Origin of the sequence: Eubacterium sp. ER2 (assembly GCF_000765215.1) — a bacterium.
GTDB lineage: Bacteria > Bacillota > Clostridia > Lachnospirales > Lachnospiraceae > Claveliimonas > Claveliimonas intestinigallinarum.
In genome coordinates, this window is the sequence record NZ_JPJE01000027.1 from 84,235 (window position 1) to 105,938 (window position 21,704).

At 50.3% G+C, this 21,704-nt stretch carries 16 protein-coding genes; 14 read left to right on the top strand and 2 right to left on the bottom strand.

What is annotated here, in order from left to right:
- Positions 1–34: 34 nt before the first annotated feature.
- From NI21_RS0110130 to NI21_RS0110145, 5 genes are all read left to right on the top strand, one after another.
- A complete protein-coding gene (locus tag NI21_RS0110130; protein ID WP_033126102.1) occupies positions 35–976 on the top strand; it encodes a helix-turn-helix domain-containing protein in 942 nt (313 codons plus the stop codon).
- 399 nt (positions 977–1,375) lie between these two features.
- On the top strand, positions 1,376–1,489 hold the full coding sequence (locus NI21_RS16445) for a MerR family transcriptional regulator (protein ID WP_081019418.1): 114 nt from the start codon (positions 1,376–1,378) through the stop codon (positions 1,487–1,489).
- 497 nt (positions 1,490–1,986) lie between these two features.
- Entirely contained in the window at positions 1,987–2,160 is a 174-nt protein-coding gene (locus NI21_RS0110135; protein WP_033126103.1) for a helix-turn-helix domain-containing protein, read from the top strand.
- Between the two features lie 122 nt (positions 2,161–2,282).
- Positions 2,283–3,272, top strand: coding sequence for a helix-turn-helix domain-containing protein (locus NI21_RS0110140; protein ID WP_033126104.1), 990 nt, complete (start codon positions 2,283–2,285; stop codon positions 3,270–3,272).
- Position 3,273: 1 nt separating this feature from the next.
- Positions 3,274–4,662 (top strand): tyrosine-type recombinase/integrase, encoded by a 1,389-nt coding sequence (locus NI21_RS0110145; RefSeq protein WP_195274737.1) that lies wholly within the window; start codon positions 3,274–3,276, stop codon positions 4,660–4,662.
- Positions 4,663–5,405: 743 nt separating this feature from the next.
- Here NI21_RS0110145 and NI21_RS0110150 read toward each other — a convergent pair.
- Positions 5,406–6,254 carry a pyridoxamine kinase gene (locus NI21_RS0110150; RefSeq protein WP_033126106.1) on the bottom strand — a complete coding sequence of 283 codons (849 nt, stop codon included), beginning with the start codon at positions 6,252–6,254 and terminating at the stop codon, positions 5,406–5,408.
- Between the two features lie 190 nt (positions 6,255–6,444).
- Here NI21_RS0110150 and NI21_RS0110155 point away from each other — a divergent pair, with 190 nt between their 5' ends.
- On the top strand, positions 6,445–7,833 hold the full coding sequence (locus NI21_RS0110155; protein WP_033126107.1) for a glutamate synthase-related protein: 1,389 nt from the start codon (positions 6,445–6,447) through the stop codon (positions 7,831–7,833).
- 117 nt (positions 7,834–7,950) lie between these two features.
- Positions 7,951–9,633 (top strand): phospho-sugar mutase, encoded by a 1,683-nt coding sequence (locus NI21_RS0110160; RefSeq protein WP_033126108.1) that lies wholly within the window; start codon positions 7,951–7,953, stop codon positions 9,631–9,633.
- 147 nt (positions 9,634–9,780) lie between these two features.
- Here the strand turns inward: NI21_RS0110160 and NI21_RS0110165 are convergent, their stop codons facing one another.
- Positions 9,781–10,455, bottom strand: coding sequence for a Crp/Fnr family transcriptional regulator (locus tag NI21_RS0110165; protein ID WP_033126109.1), 675 nt, complete (start codon positions 10,453–10,455; stop codon positions 9,781–9,783).
- A gap of 125 nt (positions 10,456–10,580) precedes the next feature.
- On the opposite strand from NI21_RS0110165, the gene NI21_RS0110170 reads away from it, so the two are divergent.
- The 7 genes from NI21_RS0110170 (at position 10,581) to NI21_RS0110200 (ending at position 21,700) form a co-directional block, all read left to right on the top strand.
- Positions 10,581–11,453 (top strand): DUF3100 domain-containing protein, encoded by an 873-nt coding sequence (locus NI21_RS0110170; protein ID WP_033126110.1) that lies wholly within the window; start codon positions 10,581–10,583, stop codon positions 11,451–11,453.
- Entirely contained in the window at positions 11,454–11,900 is a 447-nt protein-coding gene (locus NI21_RS0110175) for a hypothetical protein (RefSeq protein WP_033126111.1), read from the top strand.
- A 62-nt stretch (positions 11,901–11,962) separates the two neighbouring features.
- The gene (locus NI21_RS0110180) at positions 11,963–13,288 is read left to right on the top strand and encodes an amidohydrolase family protein (protein WP_033126112.1); all 1,326 of its coding nucleotides are present in this window, start codon (positions 11,963–11,965) and stop codon (positions 13,286–13,288) included.
- A 33-nt stretch (positions 13,289–13,321) separates the two neighbouring features.
- Positions 13,322–14,068, top strand: coding sequence for a sulfite exporter TauE/SafE family protein (locus NI21_RS0110185; protein ID WP_033126113.1), 747 nt, complete (start codon positions 13,322–13,324; stop codon positions 14,066–14,068).
- A 143-nt stretch (positions 14,069–14,211) separates the two neighbouring features.
- Complete coding sequence (locus NI21_RS0110190; protein ID WP_033126114.1) at positions 14,212–15,579, top strand: D-alanyl-D-alanine carboxypeptidase family protein; 1,368 nt, start codon at positions 14,212–14,214, stop codon at positions 15,577–15,579.
- A 470-nt stretch (positions 15,580–16,049) separates the two neighbouring features.
- The gene (ileS, locus tag NI21_RS0110195; protein WP_033126115.1) at positions 16,050–19,196 is read left to right on the top strand and encodes an isoleucine--tRNA ligase; all 3,147 of its coding nucleotides are present in this window, start codon (positions 16,050–16,052) and stop codon (positions 19,194–19,196) included.
- Positions 19,197–19,219: 23 nt separating this feature from the next.
- Complete coding sequence (locus tag NI21_RS0110200; RefSeq protein WP_033126116.1) at positions 19,220–21,700, top strand: glycogen/starch/alpha-glucan phosphorylase; 2,481 nt, start codon at positions 19,220–19,222, stop codon at positions 21,698–21,700.
- Positions 21,701–21,704: the final 4 nt, after the last annotated feature.

Consider the following 21,704-nt stretch of genomic DNA (forward strand, 5'->3'; position numbering starts at 1 on the left):
ATTGGTAAGCTGTAAGTGGAAGAGAGGTAGAGACATGGATACAAAAAAGATTGGAGCTTTTTTAAAGCAATGTCGTAAAGAAAAGAATCTTACGCAAGAGCAGCTTGCCGAGAAGTTTGAGGTATCTGCAAGAACAGTTTCCAGATGGGAAACAGGAATAAATATGCCAGATCTCAGTATACTTGTTCAACTTGCTGAGTATTACGATGTTGAGATAAGAGAGCTCCTGGATGGAGAAAGGAGCCAGACTATGAATAAAGAGATGAAAGAAACACTGGACAAAGTGGCGGTGTATGAAGAATGGGTGAAACAAAAAGCATTAAAGGCTGGAAATCTTGCATTTGCATCAATGTTTGTGATTAGTGTGTTAGCGATTATTATTCAGATGTTATTAACGGTGGATATTCGCTTGGTTTTAGGAGAGACAGCAACTGCTTTGGTAGGAGGAATTCTGTATGCTTCTATTATGGTGTACAATGGAATATGGGATAAATGTTTGCCCAAAAGTGCTACTATATGGCGCGATTTTTTCACCAGTGTGATATGTGCAGGAATTTTTACAGTCATCTATGGCATATGTTTATTTAGAATGGGAGCTACAGAAACACAGGTAACACGATTAGCAGTGGGATTTCTGATTGGTATTACTATTGTGGCATTTATTGTTCTTAGGCTCTTGGCATTTATTAATCGAAAAAGAAACCAGAATTCGTCAAATGTTCAGGAGAAAAAGGAAACTTCCATATCTAAGGCAGAATGGACAAAAATTTATAATGCACAGAATATAGTAGAGACAGAACAACTCGTAGAAATGTTAAAGCAAAATGGAATAGCAGCTTTTTCACAGGAAGCAGGTGCGAATGTTGCAATGCATGGGGCACCTGGATTTGGAATATATGGTGTGGATATATTCGTGAAAACCGATGATGCAGAGAAGGCAGTACAGTTGATCAAGGAGATTAATAACCAAGAATGAAGAAAATTTTTGACATTTTCACACATGCGTGCTAATATGATTATAGAAAAAGAGTGCTACCGATAGACGGTTAGTCCGATATATGTTTTGACAAAAATTGCCGCTTAGTTTACCAGACCAGGGCGGCTATTTTTGTGGTTTATTATTATCCTTGCCAAAGGTATATCCAAGACCAAAGCAGGTTAAGCCGAAGCTCACTACTGCAATAAAATCAACAATACTCATGGCTTAGCCCTCCTTTCCAGTGGATTCTCTTTCGAGTTTCTATGTAATCAGAGGGTCACAGTCCCTCTGTTGAAGGACTAACCGCCTACCGTTATGATAGCACCCATGATGTAAATTATAGCAGTCAGGGACATTGTATGCAATAAAAAAATACGAAACATAAAAGAGGCTGTAATGAAGATAAAAGATGTTGAAAAACGAACTGGAATTACAAGTTATAATATCAGATTTTATGAGAAAGAAAATTTATTAATTCCGAAAAGAAACCAATCATGTTTTATATTGTGAATACACATCAACTGGGGAGAACCTGCCATTTCTCGAAGAAGAGTATGGAGTTGCAACTGAAAACGGAGGATTTCAAATGAATGGTAGGTGGTCGGACAATCCCATGGTACTGTAGAAATCGGGCAATGCCGATGGAGGGAAAACGTACTATTGTTTATATTGAAGCAAATGTTACTATGAAGAGCCGTATGCGGGAAAGCCGCACGTCCGGATCTGTGAGGGGCTAAGATTGAGAGGTCTTAGTCTACTCGACTGTGAAATCATAGAGTGTATGGATTCAATTCCATATGCTCTTTTTCTTTACTTAATTTCAGGAAAAATGCAGAAATCTAATGTTACGAGTTTCTTACGAGTGGTATTAAAAAAAACTCGCAAGAAAACTCGTAAGAAAAAAAGTAAAAAAAGTTGCTTTTGACCACTGTAAAACAAGCTCTGAGCGTTTCGTTATATGAAGGAATAATTTTTCTTTCATATTTCAAAGAAAAGAGGATAAAGAAATGTTAGAGAAAAGATGTTATACAGTACAAGAGTTACAGGAAATCTTAGGAGTCAGCAGACCTACTATTTATAACCTTTTAAAGAAAAAGGAATTCCGGTGGATTCAGTTGGATGGCGGAAAGTATCGCATCTCTAAGAAGAGTTTCGATGACTGGCTCGATAACTTGGAATAGTAAAAAATAGGATGTTGATCAGGCAGATTTTGCCTGCAATCGACATCCTAAATTTTTATCTGGATTTGAGATATGATATAAGAAAAAACACTAACGCTAAAAAGACAGGAAGTGAAGAATAAATGGCAACAGCAATTATGAAACAAAAAGAAATTCCGGAAATGGATGATGTTGAAGAAATCATTTCGAAGATATCCGAAGAAAGTCCTTACAAACGGCGTCCAACACAAAAGCGGACCTGGATGACAGTGCCGGAAATGGGAAAGCTGCTGGGATTAAAAAAGACAGATCGATACTGGCTGGTGCATAAAAATGTTTTTGAATCTAAAGAGATTGCCGGAAAGATACGAATCAACATTGCCAGCTTTGAAAAATGGTATGCCAATCAGATTAAATATCATAAAGTTACCGGAGAAGAACCGGGAAAAGAATTAAAATCCTGGTCCTATTCCGTTAAGGAAGTCGCAGATCTGTTGGGGGTTGATGATTATCTTGTTTATGATTTACTCAAGAAAAATCAAATGGAAGCTGTTATTGTCGATTACTGGAAACGAATACCAAAAGAATCTTTTCAGAACTGGTATAAAAGCCAGTCCCGGTATCGGACAAAGAAAGACAGAGAAAAAGATGCTCTTCTGGAAGAGGCAACTATTACGATGCCGGAGATGGCACAGCTGCTAGGAACAACCAGAAGCTCAGTATATGCAATTCTTGATAATCCAAAGTATAGTCATTTTTTTGAATTCATTGTGATTGCAGAAAAGAAAAGAATCACAAAAGAGAGTTTTCAAAAATTCCTGGAAGGTCAGGATTGTTATAAGCTGGATCCATCGAATGATTATGAAGAACTTGCACAGGAACAGAATATTGCCCTGGCTAATTTCCGGCGGAAGAAATTATCACAAACCGGAATACGAGGAAGCAATGGAAATATAAAGTATCTTACTTTTGATGAAGCCTCCTATCTGGCAAAGGTCAGCAGAAGCATGATCAACAAGTGGGCGGATAAAGGAAAGTTCACAGTAATAAAAGTTGGCAGTCGAGTTAGGATCCTTCGGGATGAATTTGAGGACTGGATGGAACAAAGAGATTTGGAAAGGAGCATGCAATAATATGGCATCAATAAGAGAACGAAACGGAAAATTCAATGTAATCTATTCTTATACGAATGAAAAAGGCGAGAGAAAACAGAAATGGGAAACCTATGAAACAAAAGCCGAAGCTAAAAGAAGAAAAAAAGAAATTGAATATAAAAAAGAGATGGGATCATTTGTCGTCCGTAAATGCAAAACATTGGACGAGCTTATTACAGAATATGTTGCACTGTATGGAAAAGAAAACTGGGCGCTTTCTACATATGAAGGGAATGTCTCTCTTATCAACAACTATATTCTTCCGATCATTGGTGATACAAAGCTCTCAGAGATCAATACCCGATTCATCGAAAGATATTATCAGAGTCTTTTGAAGAGGCGTGCTGTTATCAATCCGTTAAATAAAACCAGTCGAAATGAGTTTGTATCGTCCAGTACGGTCAGGGATGTTAATAAGCTGCTTAGAAACTGTTTTGAGCAGGCAGTGAAATGGGAATTGATGGAGAAGAATCCTTGCACCCATGCGACTGTACCAAAACATAAATCTCAAAAAAGAGACATCTGGACAGCGGATACATTGATGTATGCGCTCAGTGTCTGTGAAGATGAGCGATTAAAGCTTGCAATAAATCTATCCTTTTCATGTTCCTTACGACTTGGTGAGCTGCTTGGTCTTACCTGGGATTGTGTAGATATTTCTCCTGAGGCAATTGAAGAAAACCGTGCATATGTCTTCATCAACAAAGAATCACAGCGTATAAGAAAAGAATCGTTGAATGCATTGGATGGAAAAGATGTGTTGTTGGTATTCCCGACAAATCATAAGAAGAATTCTACGGTCCGTATTCTGAAAACACCAAAGACAGAAAGCAGTGTGCGTAAGATATTCTTACCAAAGAGTGTCGCTAATATGTTGGTAGACTGGAAAGCTGAACAGGATGAAATGAAAGAAATCCTTGGTGATGAATATATGGACTATAACCTGGTTATGGCAAGTACCTTTGGGCTTCCTCTTGGTGATGGAGCAATCCGTGGTCCTTTAAAGAAACTGATTGAGGACTATAATCTCCCACCGGTTGTGTTTCACAGTTTCCGTCATAGCAGCGTTACTTATAAGCTGAAACTGAATGGTGGGGACATCAAAGCGGTACAGGGTGATTCCGGTCATGCTCAGGTCAATATGGTTACGGATGTGTACTCTCATATTCTGGATGATGATAGAAGGAAAAATGCAGAGCTTTTTGAAGAAGCATTTTATGAGAAAAAGAATCTGGATCCACAGATGCATGTACAGCAGGAAAATAATAATACTGTTGCCGATGAAGTTGATCCGGAACTTCTGGCAAAAGTCTTGGCAAATCCGGAGATGCGGGCATTGCTCAATTCACTGGCGAAGACGATGAAGTAATTGTCTATCTCCATCATATCTATTGGAATCTCCATCATTTGATGATGGAATGATGGAGATTCAGTTACAAAAAAGGTTACAGATATTTTTACTGAATAAAATTTGCCAGTCAAAAACGCATGGACAAACCGTCTCGTATGCGTTATATTATTTATAGACAAGAAAATATCTTGTGCTTTCGATAGGAAGTTTAATTGAATACTGTTTACCATGATCGAACGTACAAAGCATGGTGGTCATATAACAGATGTCGATGGTAATATCAAGGCATTCCCCGATTATTAGCTGGAGCAAACAAACAGCTAACTTTCAGAGCTTTACAGAGCTTGACAAAGGGGGTATTCAGAATAACTCGAATTGAATCGGAAACAGTTTTATATAGTGTCCCATATGGGTTTACCTTACCTCAGATTGACAGAGAGTGACAATAGGTTGGAGCTCTCCTAAGGATCAAGTGCAGGTTCGATTCCTGCAGGGAACGGGATGAGGACAGAGCTTCTGCGTTTGCAGGGGCTCTGTTTTTTGCAGTAGGGAAAACTTTTTTGTTCCCGGAAGAAAAAAGTTTGACTTCACATTCCTATTACAGCAAAATATAAACATAAATATATTGATCTGGAACCTATTTTAAACAATTTGTATTTTGATGCTGACAAGGTGCTGGACAGTATAAAGAAGGTGAAGGTGCAGTATGATTAAATCTAAAAATAACCTGGTCAGGTTCCGAAAAACCGACCAGGTTATTTTTATCTCTCTTTCCCAAGTCTCTCCTCCAGTTCCCTGCACAGCCAAGGGATCTGGGACTCGAACTCCGCACCGTACCATCTGGCCTCGGACGACCTGGCGGTGGCTTCAATGCAGGCCACCACATAGTCCGCTGCCAGGGAAAGGGCATCGCCCAGGGAGAGTCCCCGCATCAGTCCTGCGAAGGCGGTGGAGGAATAGAGATCCCCTGTACCGTGATAGCTCTGGGGACATTTTTTTGTAAAGTAGGAAAAGGCGTTCCCCTTGCTGTCCAGGCTGGCCACCCCGAGTCTGTCCGGCTCATAGCTGACTCCCGTGAGGACCGCTGCGCCGCATCCCAGCTCCAGGAGCCGCTGCAGAAGCTCTGTGATGTAGGAGTCGTCGTACTCGGTCCGGTAGGGCATGCCGGTGAGAAGGCATCCCTCGGTGATGTTGGGGAGGATTACATCCGCACCTGCGCAGACCTTTGCCATGGAGGCGGGGAAGCTCTCGTCAAAGGCAGGGTAGAGCTTTCCGTTGTCCGCCATGGCAGGATCCACAAGGATCAGGTTCTTCTCTGTGCGGAACCGCTCAAAGAACTCTCTGACCTGACCGCACTGCTGGCCGGAGGCCAGGTACCCGGTGTAGATCCCGTCAAAGGAGATGCCCTCCTTCTCCCAGGCATCGGAGATGGGATCGATCTGGTCAGACAGATCCTTGCAGGTGAAATTCCGGAACATGGTGTGGGTGGAGAGAACCGCCGTGGGGAGGATGCCGCACTCCACGCCCATAGCTGAGATGACAGGGAGGGCCACTGTGGTTGAGCAGCGCCCCACACAGGAAATATCCTGAAGAGTAACAATTCGTTTCATGACTAAATACCGCCTCCTGATTTGTAGATTGTATTGGAAATATAACAGAAAGTGAACTGGTCAGCAATAGCCAAAACTGTAAAAAGTGACCAGTCCAGTTTGCGGCGGGGAGAAATCATGCTATACTGAAGCTATCAGAGATAAAAGACGAAATAAAACGGAAACAAATACATTTCAGGAGGTGGAAGGAATGGCAAAGTACAGATGCACGGTGTGTGGGTATATTTACGATGAGGAGCGGGAGAAAGCGCCTTTCTCCAGGCTGAAGGAGTGTCCTGTCTGTCACCAGCCCACGGAGAAGTTTGCGGTCTACGAGGAGGAGCAGGGTGCGGAGCCGCCCCGGGAAAAGGAGCTGAAGCTGGACTATCCGAAGGAGTTTGTGCGCAGGGACGAGTCCTGCAGGTACATGAAGGAAATTCACGAGATGGCGGTGACTGGGAAGAGCATCTCAGCTTCCATGGGAACGGAGCTGCCTATGCCGTCCTGGGACGATATTCTCATTCTGGGAGCCCAGCTGGATCCCATGCCTCTGGATGAGAACGCGCCTGTCCGGACGACCACAGTGATTGGAAAGTATGCGGCCAGGCCTCTGGTGCTGGAAAATCCGGTCTATGTATCCCACATGTCCTTTGGCGCCCTCTCCAGGGAGGCAAAGATGTCCCTGGCAAGAGGCTCGGCCATGGCAGGAAGCGCCATGTGCTCGGGAGAGGGGGGAATACTCCCGGAGGAGATGGAGGCAGCCGATAAGTACATCTTTGAGTATGTGGGCAACCTCTACAGCGTAACGCCGGAAAATCTGAGAAACGCGGATGCCATAGAGATCAAGATCGGGCAGGGGACAAAGCCGGGCATGGGGGGCCATCTCCCGGGGGAAAAGGTGACCCGTGAGATCAGTCAGGTGAGGAATAAGCCTATGGGAAAGGATGTGATCGCGCCATCCAGATTTCCCGGCATTGAGACAAAGGAGGATTTGAAAAATCTGATCACTCAGCTGCGATATGCCTCCGAGGGGCGGCCCATCGGCGTGAAGATAGCGGCCGGAAGGATCGAGAGGGATCTGGCCTTCTGCGTGTACGCGGAGCCGGATTTCATCACCATAGACGGGAGAGGCGGGGCAACCGGATCCTCTCCGAAGCTCCTGAGAGACTCTGCCAGTGTGCCCACCATCTATGCCCTCCACAGGGCGAGAAAATACCTGGACAGCATCCACTCGGACATCAGCCTTGTCATCACCGGCGGACTGAGGGTGTCCTCGGATTTCGCCAAGGCTATCGCCATGGGAGCGGACGCGGTGGCAGTGGCGTCCGCGGCCCTCATTGCCATGGCTTGTCAGCAGTATAAGATCTGCGGAACAGGCATGTGTCCCATGGGCATCGCCACCCAGGATCAGGACCTGCGGGCCCGGCTCCACGAGGATGCGGCGGCAGCCAGGGTGGCCAACTTTCTGAACGTCTCCCTGGAGGAGCTGAAGATGTTCGCCCGGATCACAGGGCATGCGGATCTCCATGACCTGTCTGTGGAGGATTTGTGCACCATCAGCCGGGAGATCAGCGAGTACACGGACATCCCCCACGCATAATTTCCTGCCAGGGGGCGATATATTGATTGCCGTTCAGCGGTAAACATGGTATATTATTACTAAGTGTTGTAATTTTTACACAAAAAAATCAATAAGCAAGTAGTAGGAGTGGTAAAAATGTATCAGGAAGATTACAAGCGTTGGCTGGAAGCGGACCTGGAGGATGCAGATCTTCATCCTGAGCTGGCCCGGATCGAGGGAAATGACGAGGAGATAAAGGAGCGCTTTGCTGTGGCGCTGAAATTCGGCACAGCCGGACTGCGCGGCGTGCTGGGAGCAGGAACAAACCGTATGAATATCTATGTAGTACGGCAGGCTACACAGGGCCTTGCCAACTGGGTAAAGACACAGGGAGGCACACAGACTGTTGCCATCAGCTATGACAGCCGTCTCAAGAGCGATGTGTTCGCAAAGAACGCGGCAGGGGTTCTGGCTGCAAATGGTATCAAGGTGCGGATCTACGACGCGCTCATGCCTGTGCCGGCGCTCTCCTTTGCGACCCGTTACTATAACTGCAATGCAGGTATCATGGTGACAGCCTCCCACAATCCTGCAAAATACAACGGCTACAAGGCTTATGGGCCGGACGGCTGCCAGATGACAGACGATGCGGCGGCCATCGTGTATGAAGAGATACAGAAGACAGATGTGCTGACTGGGGCAAAATACATGTCTTTTGCAGCCGGCGTAGAGGAAGGGCTGATTCGCTTTGTGGGCGATGACTGCAAGAGAGCTCTCTACGATGCCATCGAGTCCAGGCAGGTTCGTCCGGGTCTTTGCAGGACAGCAGGACTGAAGCTTGTGTACAGCCCGTTAAACGGCTCAGGACTTGTTCCGGTGACACAGGTGTTAAAGGATATCGGTGTGACAGACATCACCATTGTTCCGGATCAGGAATACCCCAACGGATACTTTACCACATGCAGCTATCCCAATCCGGAGATATTCGAGGCCCTTGAGCAGGGACTGAACCTGGCGAAGGAGACAGGTGCGGACCTGATGCTGGCCACAGACCCGGATGCAGACCGGGTGGGCATTGCCATGAAGTGCCCGGATGGCTCCTACGAGCTGGTGAGCGGAAATGAAGTGGGCGTGCTGCTCCTGGACTACATATGTGCGGGGCGCATTGAGAAGGGAACCATGCCTGAGAATGCGGTGGCTGTGAAGTCTATCGTGTCCACACCGCTGGCCGACGCGGTGGCAGAGCATTACGGCGTGGAGCTGCGCAGCGTGCTGACAGGATTTAAGTGGATCGGTGACCAGATCGCACAGCTGGAGGAAGCAGGCGAAGTGGACCGCTTCATCTTCGGTTTTGAGGAGAGCTATGGATATCTGGCAGGCCCCTATGTGCGGGATAAGGATGCTGTCATCGGCTCCATGCTGATCTGTGAGATGGCAGCTTACTACAGGAGCATCGGAAGCTCTCTGAAGCAAAGGATGGAAGAAATCTATGCGCAGTACGGCCGCTACCTCAACAAGGTGGACAGCTTCGAGTTCCCGGGACTGAGCGGCATGGACAAGATGGCAGGCATCATGCAGGGCTTAAGGGACAACCCGCTGACAGAGATCGCCGGGTACAAGGTGGCCAGTGTGACAGACTACACAAAGCCTGAGGAGACCGGACTTCCGTCAGCCAATGTGCTGATCTACAAGCTGGAGAACAACGAGACAGTGATCGTGCGTCCCTCCGGTACAGAGCCAAAGATCAAGATCTACTACACAACGCTCGGAAAGGACCTGGCAGAGGCCCAGGCCGAGAAAGACAAGCTGGCAGAGGCTATGAAGTCTGTGATGGCATAGGAGCGGGAAAAGAAATATACGCAGCATAAAAATACATAAAGAGCAGCTAAGAAAGGGACAGGGAGATCTGTCCCTTTCCTGGCTGTTGGGAAGAAAAAGCTGAAGCCCACATTTGAGTGCGGGAAGCAGTTTGTGGACATGATCTGTCTACTCTCTCTTCAGATATTCCCTGGCCATCGCCTGCTGCTCCCTGGTCATGGACACCTTCCCCTTGGTGATTCCCACAAGCCCCTCCTCCTTCAGCTTTCGGATGGTCCGGTTCAGCGTCTTCACGGAGATGCCGGTCTCCTCGTGTATTTCCTCCCGGGTCCTTTTTACAACGCAGGAGCCGTATTCCTCTATGTACTGGAGAATATAGGCCAGAAGAAGATGCTGGGGCGGGTAGAACAGGCGGTTGCCCCGGTTGTAGGAGGAGCGGTACAGCTTGTAGGCCACCTTCTGGGACACCAGCCGCAGAAAATGAATGTCCTTTGAGATCCAGTTCTCGAAATCCTTTCTGGAGAAATACAGAACCGTGCACTCTGTGGTGGTCTCTAAGGTGACGGAGGTGCGGGGCTTTCCGGCAAGGATGGCCACCTCCCCCACAAAGTCAATGGGATCGTTTCTTTCGATCATAAAAACATTTCCATTTTCAAATTCATTGATGACCCGGTGATAGCCCTCGCAGACAATGCCGAAGTAGTCCAGCTCGGCGTCCTTCTGGTGGATGATGGTTCCGGGCGGATAGGTGCGGACCGTACAGCGGTCCCGCAGCTCATCGGGCATATAGCGGATATAATTTTCCAGTTCCGGTACTCTTATGAGCAGTTCTGACAGTGTCATGACAAATCCCCCTCTTTTTTTACAGTATACATCAAAAACAGTCCATTTGTCCTTTTTTTATACAAGTTATTCTTATATAATACGTGGATGTTATAAGAATTCTTAATAGAACGAGGAGAAATGAGATGAAAAAGGAGACCTACGCTTATCCATCTACCATGGCCAGACTGAAGGCGGAGTACAAGATCTTTATTCTGGCATTTGTGTTTATCGTGATCGCGGACAGCATCGGACAGATCCAGGTTCCGCTTGGACCGGGGACGCTGATCCTGTTCCCGATCTTTTACTCCCTCATCATGGGAGTGATCTCAGGGCCGGAGGTGCTGAAGATCTTTAATAAGAAGGAGGTAAAGGCGGCGTCCAAGCTGGTCATCGTGGCCATCTGTCCCTTTATCGCTAAGCTGGGCATCAATGCAGGAGCCAGCATTGAAGTGATCCTCTCGGCAGGGCCTGCCCTGATTCTGCAGGAGATCGGCAATCTGGGAACCATTTTTCTGGCCCTTCCCTTTGCCCTGCTCCTGGGCCTGAAGAGGGAGGCCATCGGAGCCACCCATTCCATCAACAGAGAGTCCAACCTGGCTCTGATCACGGACATGTTCGGTCCGGACTCGCCGGAGACGAGAGGAAGCCTGTCTATCTATGTAGTCGGGGGCATGGTGGGAACGATCTACTTTGGCTTCATGACCACCATGGTGGCGGCGCTTCACATTTTCCATCCCTACGCTCTGGGCATGGCCTCAGGTGTGGGAGCCGGCATTCTCATGGCCAGCGCTACAGCCAGCCTGGCTCTCATCTACCCGAATATGGCGGCGGAGCTGTCCGCTCTGGCGAGCACCAGCGAGACCATATCCGGAATCACCGGCATCTATGTGGCGATCTTTGTGGGCATACCGCTGACGAAGAAGCTGTATCAGCTGCTGGAGCCGCCCATCGCTCGGCTGCGTCGGGAGCCAAGCGAGGTGCTGGAGAGCAGAAAAAAGACAGAGGAGGAAAGATAGATGAGATACGCAGAGTGGGGAATTTTATTAGTTATATCAGGACTTGGCATTGCCCTGGCCAACTTTATCGGGTTTGATGTGGGCTTTATGGAGTCCCTTCCGGGAATCCTCATCTTACTAGGCATCTCCGCTGCCGCAGTGGTAGTCAGCAAGCTGGTGCCTCTGCGCCTGCCCATCGTGGCCTACTGCTCCATCATCGGGCTGCTCGTGGCAAGCCCCTTATGTCCGGCCAGGGAGTTCGTCATCGCGTCGGCGAACAGCATCAATTTTACAGCGCCCCTCACACTGGTGGGAGCCTATGCGGGCATCTCCATCGGGGATCAGATCAAATCCTTTGTAAAGCAGGGCTGGAAGATGATCATAGTGGGCGTACTTGTCATGACAGGCACCTTTCTAGGATCAGCCTGCATTGCGCAGATCGTCCTGTCACTGACCAACGCTATATAGATGGATGATACTGAAAAACTATTGCGGACCATTGCAAGTGTGAGTTTGATAGGGAGAAAGAAATGGATAGGAAAATAGAAGCGGATCTTCTGATCCGGGACAGCGATTATCTGGATGAAGATTTTGAGCTGGTGGAAGGAAAAAGTATCCTCATAAAGGACGGAAGAATAGAAGCAATTGACACGGCCGAAAGGCTGAGGAAAAGCTATGACTGGAAGGAGGAGCTGGACGGGAGAGGCTGCGTGTACATGCCCGGGCTTGTGGACAGCCACATGCACACAGGGCAGCAGCTCCTGCGGGGGAGAGTGCTGGATGAGATGCCCATGATCTGGACACGTATCATGCTGCCCTACGAGAGTACCCTGACACCGGAGAAGATGAGGCTCAGCGCCCGGATGGCGGCAGTGGAGATGATCCACGCGGGGACAACGGGATTTATCGACGCGGGCAGCTATTTTATGGAGGAGGCAGCAGGCGTCTATGCCCGCAGTGGGCTGCGGGGAGTCCTCTCCTACTCCACCATGGACCAGAAGGGTCTGCCTGCGTCCATCGCCATGGATGCGGAGACAGCTATTCGAAAAACGGATGAACTATATAAAGAATTTCATGGACAAGAAAATTTAAAAGTTTACTATTCTCTCAGATCTCTTATATCCTGTTCGGAGGAACTGATCCTCATGGCGGCTGAGAGAGCGAAGGAAAACCAGACCATGCTGCAGGCCCACATGAACGAGTACCCGGGAGAGATCAATTTTTACATGGAAAGAAAGCAGCTGCGCCCCTACGAGTATCTGGACAGCCTGGGTGTGCTGGGGCCGGATTTCCTGGGGGCACACAGCCTGCTCCTGTCGGAGAGTGAGATCCGTCTGCTGGAAAAGCGGGGAGTGAAGGTCTGCCACTGTCCCTTCAGCAACTGCGGCAAGGCCGCGCCCCGGACACCGGAGCTCCTTGAGAGAGGTATTACGGTGGGGCTGGGGACAGACGGGGCTGCCCACGGGGGCCTGAGTCTGTTCCAGGAGATGAAGATCTTCCGGTCCGTCATGAACCTGACCTGGGGCGTGCCCCTGTCGGAGCCCGCCATCATGCCGGCCAGGACCATACTCGACATGGCCACCCGGGGCGGACAGGCATGCCTGGGAGGAGACCCGGACAGAGACGGGAGGATCCTGCCTGGAGCCAGGGCCGATATCATAGGAATTGACAGGAAGCGGATCTACATGGCTGTGTACGGGCACATGGCCAACACAGTGCTGGAGAGCGTGGGGGCCGGCGACGTGAGGGATTCAGTGTGTGGGGGAAAGGTACTCATGAGAGACTACCAGATCCAGACGTTGGATGAGGAGGAGATTTACCGGGAGGCAGTCTCCTACAGAAATAATTTTGCATAAAATCCTGCAAAAAACAGAAAGGATACAGACCTAATGGTGGAATATTTGATCGTTATTCTTGCAAATCTTCTGGTGGGAGGTATGATCGGGCTGACAGGAATTGCCGGATTTCTCCTGCCCATGCTGTACTCCGGGTTCATGGGCATGCCGGCGGCCCAGGGGATGGCGCTCAGCTTTTTTGCTTTCCTCATCTCCGGCGTGCTGGGAGCGTGGAATTATCACAGAGCGAAAAATCTGGATGTCAGGCTGGGACTTCTGATCAGCGCCGGGAGCCTTATAGGGGCGTCTCTTGGCGTCTGGCTGAACCTTCTGATGGACGAGTCGTTGGTCAAGAGGATCCTCTACCTCGTAGTGCTGGCCTCCGGCATCTCCATTCTGCTTCGAAAGGACAGGGACAGGAAGACAGGGGGGAGGGAAAAGCTTCCGGCGTGGGGAATGGTCGCCTTTGGACTTGTGACCGGAGCCCTGTGCGCTCTCTCCGGTGCGGGAGGTCCCATTCTTGTGATGCCTCTGCTGGTAGTGCTGGGCGTGCCTGTGAAGACCGCGGTGGGTGTGGCTCTTTTTAACTCTATTTTCATCGCCATTCCCTCCTGCATCGGATACAGCCTCCAGTGTGATCCGGGAACCTTTCTTTCCCTCCTGGCGGTCTCCATGATCAGCCACGGCGCCGGGGTCTGGGCGGGAAGCAGAAATACCTCCTTCCTGAAGCCGGAGCCTCTAAAAAAGGGCGTAGCCGTATTTTCTGTATGTATCGCGGTTTTTAAGCTGATCACCGGGTAAGCGGATTTCCGGCGGGGACGGAGAAAGGTTTTCTGTCGTATTGGAGTAAGCGGCAAATACGGGATGGGCTGTTTTTCTGGTTGTAGAAAAAGAAAAAATAGCCTATAATAATAGACGCAAATTCTTTTAGGAGACTGTTGAAGATGAAAAAAGGTTTACGGACAGCGGGCTGTCTGCTCATGTCAGTAATGATCGCTATAACAGCAGTGCCGCATACAGCCTGCGCCACTGCCCCGGCGGACACAGCTCAGCCCCAGGACGGAGCTCAGGCCGAAGAGGGGAAGGATCCCTATCAGAAGCAGCTGGAGGACACCTACAAGCAGGAGGTACAGACAAACCAGCTGAAGGAGTGGCCCCAGGGACCCGGCATTTACGGTGACGCGGGAATTGTGATGGACGCAGAGACAGGGGCTATATTATATGGAAAGAATATTGATCAGCAGGAGTACCCGGCCAGCATCACCAAGCTTTTGACTGCCCTGCTGGCCTTTGAATACTGTGATATGACGGAGGACGTGGTGATCACGGCGGAAAGCCTGACCTGCTTAGGGAGCGGCTATGCCTCCATCGGCCTGAAGGAGGGAAATGTCATCTCCATGGAGCAGGCCCTCTACGCTATGCTCCTGGCCTCGTCCAATGAAGTGGCCTACGCGGTGGGAGAGACGGTGGCGAAGACCCAGGGAGAGGACTACCAGTGGTTTATAGATGAGATGAACCGCAAGGTGGAAGAGCTGGGGGGAACCAATTCCAACTTTGTAAACACAAACGGCGTGCAGGACGAAAATCACTATACCTGCGCAAGGGATATGGCGCTGATCGCAAAAGAGCTGTTTAACTATCCGGAGTTTTTTACCATCTGCCAGACGGCAAACTATACCATACCGGCATCTGCCACCACAGAGGAACATATTTTCCAGCAGAAGCATGAGATGCTGGTGCCGGGCTACAGCGATTACTATGAGTACGCGGTGGGAGGAAAGACGGGCTACACGACCGAGGCGAACAATACTCTGGTGACCATGGCGGACAATGGAAACATGAAGCTTGTCTGCGTCACCTTGAAGGTGTTCCCGGGGCATGTCTACTCTGACACAACGGCGCTTCTGGAGTACGGATTTAACAATTTTCAGCACGCTTCTATTGACGCGGGTGACAATGAGGCCATAGAAAAGATACTGGACTCAGCCAATGTCACCATCCCATCCGGGTTTAAGCTGTCCAGCCTGGATGCAAAGCTGGAACAGGTCACGGGGGGAAACAGCACGTCGTTCCTGGACTACACCTATGAGGACAACCCGGTGGGCCGGATCAAGGTTCAGGTGAACAAAAACGCCTCCTTCCAGGAGGCGGAGGCGCAGGAGGAAGAGGCCGGGGGAATCAGCGTGTGGAAGATCCTTATGGTCGTGGCGGCAGTCATTATCCTGATCCTGGCTGTGCTTATCCTCTTTACTACCTGGTGCAGGCGGCAGAGGCGCAGGAGACGCAGGGGACGCCGCAGGCGAAGACCCTGACAGAGGACTGGCCGGGAATATAACGCAGAATGTCGAAAATAAAAGGGAAACCCTTGACTTATCAGGGGTTTCCTATTATAATTTTTACCGTGTAAAAAGTAATAGTCTTAGAAAACCATATGAGAAAGACCGTGACGAAGACAGTAAGGCATGCGGGAACGTCAAAGCGAGCCGGCGGCGGTGTGAGGCCGGTACAAGTAGGGTGTGCCTGAACATCACTTCAGAGTCGCAGCTTCCGAAAAGAGTATGAGTAAGAGCTGACGGAGTCCGCCGTTACCGGAAGGCATATGATAGTATGTTAGGTGGTTTATAAATGAGGGAATACGACTTTCATCCTAATCGGGTGAAGGTCTTTTTTTCATAAATGTTCCAAACAATATACACAATAACACAGGAGTTAGTGTAAGTTCAGACGTAATACTTTTTAAAAGTATTACGTCCCCTGTTAACATTTTCACAAGGAGGAAGCCATGTACAAGAAAGTTCCAACAGACCTGAACTTTGTGGACCGCGAGAAAGAGGTTGAGAAGTTCTGGGAAGACAATCACATTTTTGAGAAGAGTATGGATAACAGGAAGGAGGGCGAGACCTACACCTTCTACGACGGGCCGCCGACAGCCAACGGCAAGCCCCACATCGGCCACGTGCTGACCCGTGTCATCAAGGACATGATCCCAAGATACCGCACCATGAAGGGATACATGGTGCCCAGAAAAGCGGGCTGGGATACCCACGGTCTGCCGGTGGAGCTGGAGGTGGAGAAAGCTCTTGGCCTGGACGGCAAGGACCAGATCGAGGAGTACGGCCTGGAGCCATTTATCAACAAATGTAAGGAGAGCGTCTGGAAGTACAAGGGCATGTGGGAGGATTTCTCCAACACAGTCGGCTTCTGGGCAGATATGGAGCATCCTTACGTTACCTATGACAATGATTTCATCGAGTCCGAGTGGTGGGCGCTGAAGAAAATCTGGGACAAGGGCCTTCTCTACAAGGGCTTCAAGATCGTTCCCTACTGCCCCCGCTGCGGCACGCCTCTGTCTGCCCAGGAGGTGGCGCAGGGCTACAAGGATGTAAAGGAGCGCTCCGCCATTGTCCGCTTTAAGGTGAAGGACGAGGACGCTTACTTCCTGGCATGGACCACCACGCCCTGGACACTGCCCTCCAACATCGGCCTCTGTGTGAACCCGGACGAGGACTACGCAAAGGTAAAGGCCGCAGACGGCTATGTGTACTACATGGCGCAGGCCCTGCTGGACACAGTCCTTGGAAGGCTGGCCACAGAGGGACAGCCGGCCTACGAGGTGCTGGAGACCTATAAGGGAAAAGAGCTGGAGTACAAGGAGTACGAGCCCCTGTATCAGTGCGCCTACGACTGCGCTGCAAAGCAGAACAAGAAAGCATTCTTCGTGACATGCGACAGCTATGTAACCCTGACAGACGGTACCGGCGTGGTTCACATCGCCCCTGCCTTTGGTGAGGACGACGCCAAGGTGGGCCGCAAGTACGACATGCCCTTTGTGCAGCTGGTAGATGAAAAGGGAAATATGGGCGAGACCACACCCTTTGCCGGCCTGTTTGTCAAGAAGGCGGACCCGGAGGTTTTGAAGGATCTGGACGCAAGAGGACTTCTCTTCGACGCGCCCAAATTTGAGCACAGCTATCCCCACTGCTGGAGATGCGACACACCGCTGATCTACTACGCCCGCGAGTCCTGGTTTATCAAGATGACGGCTGTGAAGGACGAGCTCATCGCCAACAACAACACCATCAACTGGATCCCGGAGAGCATCGGCAAAGGCCGTTTCGGCGACTGGCTGGAAAATGTCCAGGACTGGGGTATCAGCCGGAACCGCTACTGGGGAACTCCGTTAAATATCTGGGAGTGCGAGTGCGGACACCAGCACTCCATCGGCAGCATCGAAGAACTGAAATCCATGTCCGACAACTGCCCGGACGACATCGAGCTGCATCGCCCCTACATCGATGATGTGACCATTAAGTGCCCCAAGTGCGGCAAGGAGATGCACCGTGTGCCGGAGGTTATCGACTGCTGGTTCGACTCAGGCTCCATGCCCTTTGCGCAGCACCACTATCCGTTTGAAAATCAGGAGCTCTTTGAGCAGCAGTTCCCGGCAGATTTTATCTCCGAGGCTGTGGATCAGACAAGAGGCTGGTTCTACTCCCTGCTGGCAGTGTCCACCCTGATCTTCAACAAGGCGCCCTACAAAAATGTAATCGTCCTGGGACATGTGCAGGATGAGAACGGCCAGAAGATGAGCAAGTCCAAGGGCAATGCGGTGGATCCCTTCGACGCTCTGGAGAAATACGGCGCGGATGCCATCCGCTGGTACTTCTACGTGAACAGCGCTCCCTGGCTGCCTAACCGCTTCCACGGCAAAGCCGTTGTGGAGGGACAGCGCAAGTTCATGGGCACTCTCTGGAACACCTACGCGTTCTTTGTGCTCTACGCGAATATTGACGAGTTTGACGCAACAAAATATACATTGGACTACGACAAGCTGCCTGTCATGGACAAATGGCTCCTGTCCAAGATGAACACACTGGTGAAAGAGGTGGACGATCACCTTGGCAATTACAGGATCCCCGAGGCTGCCAGAGCGCTCCAGGATTTCGTGGATGACATGAGCAACTGGTACGTGAGAAGGAGCCGTGAGCGCTTCTGGGCAAAGGGAATGCCCCAGGATAAGATCAATGCCTACATGACGCTGTACACAGCTCTTGTTACATTCTGCAAGACAGCAGCGCCCATGATCCCCTTCATGACAGAGGAGATCTATCAGAACCTTGTCCGCAGCATCGATCCCTCCGCACCGGAGAGCATCCACCTGTGCGACTTCCCGACAGTAAAGGAAGAGTGGATCGACAAGGAGCTGGAGGCCAATATGGACGAGGTGCTGAAGGTGGTCGTTATGGGCCGTGCATGCAGAAATACAGCCAACATCAAGAACCGCCAGCCCATCGGCCAGATGTTCGTAAAGAGCAGTGCGCAGCTTCCGGAGTTTTACCAGGATATCATCAAAGATGAGCTGAATGTGAAGAAGCTGACCTTTACAGACGATGTGCGTGCCTTTACTTCATATACATTTAAACCACAGTTAAAGACAGTTGGGCCAAAATATGGTAAAATGTTAGGTGGCATCAAGGCGGCCCTGGACGCGGTCGACGGAAACGCGGCCATGGACGAGGTAAATGCCACAGGAGCATTAAAGCTGGATGTAAACGGACAGGAGATCACTCTGTTCAAGGAGGATCTTCTGATCGACACAGCACAGATGGAGGGCTATGTGTCTGAGGACAACAATGGCATCACCGTTGTGCTGGATACAAATCTGACACCGGAGCTTCTTGAGGAAGGATTTGTCCGCGAGATCATCAGCAAAGTACAGACCATGAGAAAAGAGGCCGATTTCGAAGTGACCGACAAGATCCATATCACCTATCAGGGAAGCGAGAAAGCCGAGAAGGTGTTCGCTGACCACAGGGAGGAGATTGGAAGCGAGACACTTGCCCTCTCCGTTGAGAAAGCCGAGCCTGCAGGCTATGTGAAGGAGTGGAAGATCAACGGCGAGAAAGTGACCATCGGCGTCGAAAGATAAGGCTCTAAGAAAGGAATGGAAAAATGTATAATCCCAGATTTGAAAAAATGGCTTTTAAGAAGGAAGTAGAACACAATGTAAAGACCCTCTACCGCAAGACCATCGACGAGGCCACGCCACAGCAGCTCTTTCAGGCTGTGTCCTACGCGGTAAAGGAGGTCATCATCGACGACTGGATCGCCACACAGGACCAGTTCAAGAAGGATGACCCGAAGACAGTTTACTATATGTCTATGGAGTTCCTCATGGGCAGGGCCCTGGGGAATAACCTGATCAATATGACAGCCTACCGGGAGGTAAAGGAGGCTCTGGACGAGATGGGCATTGACCTCAATGCCATCGAGGATCAGGAGCCGGATCCGGCCCTCGGCAATGGCGGTCTGGGACGCCTGGCAGCCTGCTTTCTGGACTCCCTGGCAACCCTTGGATACGCAGCCTACGGCTGCGGCATCCGCTACCGCTACGGCATGTTCAAGCAGAAGATCGAGAACGGCTATCAGGTAGAGACGCCGGACGATTGGCTCAAGGAGGGCAATCCCTTTGAGCTGCGCCGGGAGGAGTACGCAAAGGAAGTCCGCTTTGGCGGAAACATCCGCGTAGAGTACGATGACGCCACGAACCGGACAAAATTCGTCCAGGAGAACTATGAGTCAGTCCTGGCTATCCCCTACGATATGCCTGTCGTGGGCTACGGCAACCATCATGTAAATACCCTAAGGATCTGGGATGCCCAGGCTATTACCAACTTCCAGCTGGACTCCTTTGACAGGGGCGACTACCACAAGGCAGTGGAGCAGGAGAACCTGGCAAAGACCATCGTGGAGGTGCTCTATCCCAATGACAACCACTACGCTGGAAAAGAGCTCCGACTGAAGCAGCAGTATTTCTTCGTGTCAGCCAGCATCCAGGCGGCTATCGCGAAGTATAAAAAGTCACACGATGACCTGCACAAGCTGCCGGAGAAGGTGGTCTTCCAGATGAACGACACCCATCCAACAGTGGCGGTGGCAGAGCTTATGCGCATCCTTCTGGATGAGGAGGGGCTGGGCTGGAACGAGGCCTGGGATATCACCACCCACTGCTGCGCCTACACGAACCACACCATCATGGCGGAAGCCCTGGAGAAATGGCCCATTGACCTGTTCTCCAAGCTGCTCCCGAGAGTGTACCAGATCATCCAGGAGATTGACCGCCGTTTCCTCATCCAGGTGAGAGAGATGTATCCGGGCAATGAGGAGAAGGTCAGGAAGATGGCCATTCTCTACAACGGGCAGGTGCGCATGGCACATCTGGCCATCGTGGCGGGCTTCTCTGTAAATGGCGTTGCAAGGCTCCATACAGAGATCCTGAAGCACCAGGAGCTGAAGGATTTCTACGAGATGATGCCGGAGAAGTTCAACAACAAGACAAACGGCATCACCCAGAGGCGCTTCCTGATGCATGGCAATCCGCTTCTGGCAGACTGGGTAACAGAAAAGCTGGGCACAAAGAACTGGATCACAGACCTGTCTCTTATGTCCGGATTAAAGAAATACGCGGATGATCCGAAGGCGCTGGCTGAGTTCATGGACATCAAGTACAGGAACAAAGAGCGCCTCGCGGCCTACATTTTAAAACACAACGGCATTGAGGTGGATCCCCGGTCCATCTTTGACGTGCAGGTGAAGCGTCTCCACGAGTACAAGAGACAGCTTCTCAATATCCTCCATGTGATGTACCTGTACAACCAGATCAAGGAGCACCCGGAGATGTCCTTCTATCCAAGGACCTTTATCTTCGGCGCAAAGGCTTCCGCGGGATACATCCGGGCCAAGGAGATCATCAAGCTGATCAACTCCGTGGGAGACGTGGTGAACAATGACCGCAGCATCAACGGAAAGCTGAAGGTTGTATTTATCGAGGACTACCGCGTGTCCAACGCGGAGATCATCTTCGCGGCGGCGGACGTCAGCGAGCAGATTTCCACAGCCTCCAAGGAGGCTTCCGGAACCGGAAACATGAAGTTTATGCTGAACGGAGCCCCCACGCTGGGAACTATGGACGGCGCTAACGTGGAGATCGTGGAGGAAGTGGGCGCGGAGAACGCCTTCATCTTCGGACTGAGCTCTGAGGAGGTTATCAACTACGAGAACTACGGCGGCTATCATCCCCAGGATATCTATCACAATGACCAGGATATCCACAAGGTGGTGGATCAGCTGGTGGACGGCACCTACTCAAACGGCGACACGGAGATGTACCGCGACCTGTACAATTCCCTTCTCACAAACCAGGGCGGCAGCCGGGCGGATATGTATTTTATCCTGAAGGATTTCCGCTCCTACACGGAGGCCCAGAAGAAGGTGGAGGAGGCCTACAAGGACACAGAGGGCTGGGCAAAGAAGGCTCTTCTCAACACAGCCTGCTGTGGCAAATTCACCTCCGACAGAACCATCCAGGAATATGTGGATGACATCTGGCATCTTGACAAGATCAAAGTGGAAGTGGAGACAGAAGAAGAATAAACAG

Coding starts and splice junctions, on each gene's coding strand:
- NI21_RS0110145 (WP_195274737.1), top strand. CDS start 3,274: ATGGCATCAATAAGAGAACGAAACGGAAAATTCAATGTAATCTATTCT.
- NI21_RS0110140 (WP_033126104.1), top strand. CDS start 2,283: ATGGCAACAGCAATTATGAAACAAAAAGAAATTCCGGAAATGGATGAT.
- NI21_RS0110200 (WP_033126116.1), top strand. CDS start 19,220: ATGTATAATCCCAGATTTGAAAAAATGGCTTTTAAGAAGGAAGTAGAA.
- NI21_RS0110170 (WP_033126110.1), top strand. CDS start 10,581: ATGAAAAAGGAGACCTACGCTTATCCATCTACCATGGCCAGACTGAAG.
- NI21_RS0110130 (WP_033126102.1), top strand. CDS start 35: ATGGATACAAAAAAGATTGGAGCTTTTTTAAAGCAATGTCGTAAAGAA.
- NI21_RS0110190 (WP_033126114.1), top strand. CDS start 14,212: ATGAAAAAAGGTTTACGGACAGCGGGCTGTCTGCTCATGTCAGTAATG.
- NI21_RS0110135 (WP_033126103.1), top strand. CDS start 1,987: ATGTTAGAGAAAAGATGTTATACAGTACAAGAGTTACAGGAAATCTTA.
- NI21_RS0110175 (WP_033126111.1), top strand. CDS start 11,454: ATGAGATACGCAGAGTGGGGAATTTTATTAGTTATATCAGGACTTGGC.
- NI21_RS0110150 (WP_033126106.1), bottom strand. CDS start 6,254: ATGAAACGAATTGTTACTCTTCAGGATATTTCCTGTGTGGGGCGCTGC.
- NI21_RS0110180 (WP_033126112.1), top strand. CDS start 11,963: ATGGATAGGAAAATAGAAGCGGATCTTCTGATCCGGGACAGCGATTAT.
- NI21_RS0110155 (WP_033126107.1), top strand. CDS start 6,445: ATGGCAAAGTACAGATGCACGGTGTGTGGGTATATTTACGATGAGGAG.
- ileS (WP_033126115.1), top strand. CDS start 16,050: ATGTACAAGAAAGTTCCAACAGACCTGAACTTTGTGGACCGCGAGAAA.
- NI21_RS0110160 (WP_033126108.1), top strand. CDS start 7,951: ATGTATCAGGAAGATTACAAGCGTTGGCTGGAAGCGGACCTGGAGGAT.
- NI21_RS0110165 (WP_033126109.1), bottom strand. CDS start 10,455: ATGACACTGTCAGAACTGCTCATAAGAGTACCGGAACTGGAAAATTAT.
- NI21_RS0110185 (WP_033126113.1), top strand. CDS start 13,322: ATGGTGGAATATTTGATCGTTATTCTTGCAAATCTTCTGGTGGGAGGT.
- NI21_RS16445 (WP_081019418.1), top strand. CDS start 1,376: ATGAAGATAAAAGATGTTGAAAAACGAACTGGAATTACAAGTTATAAT.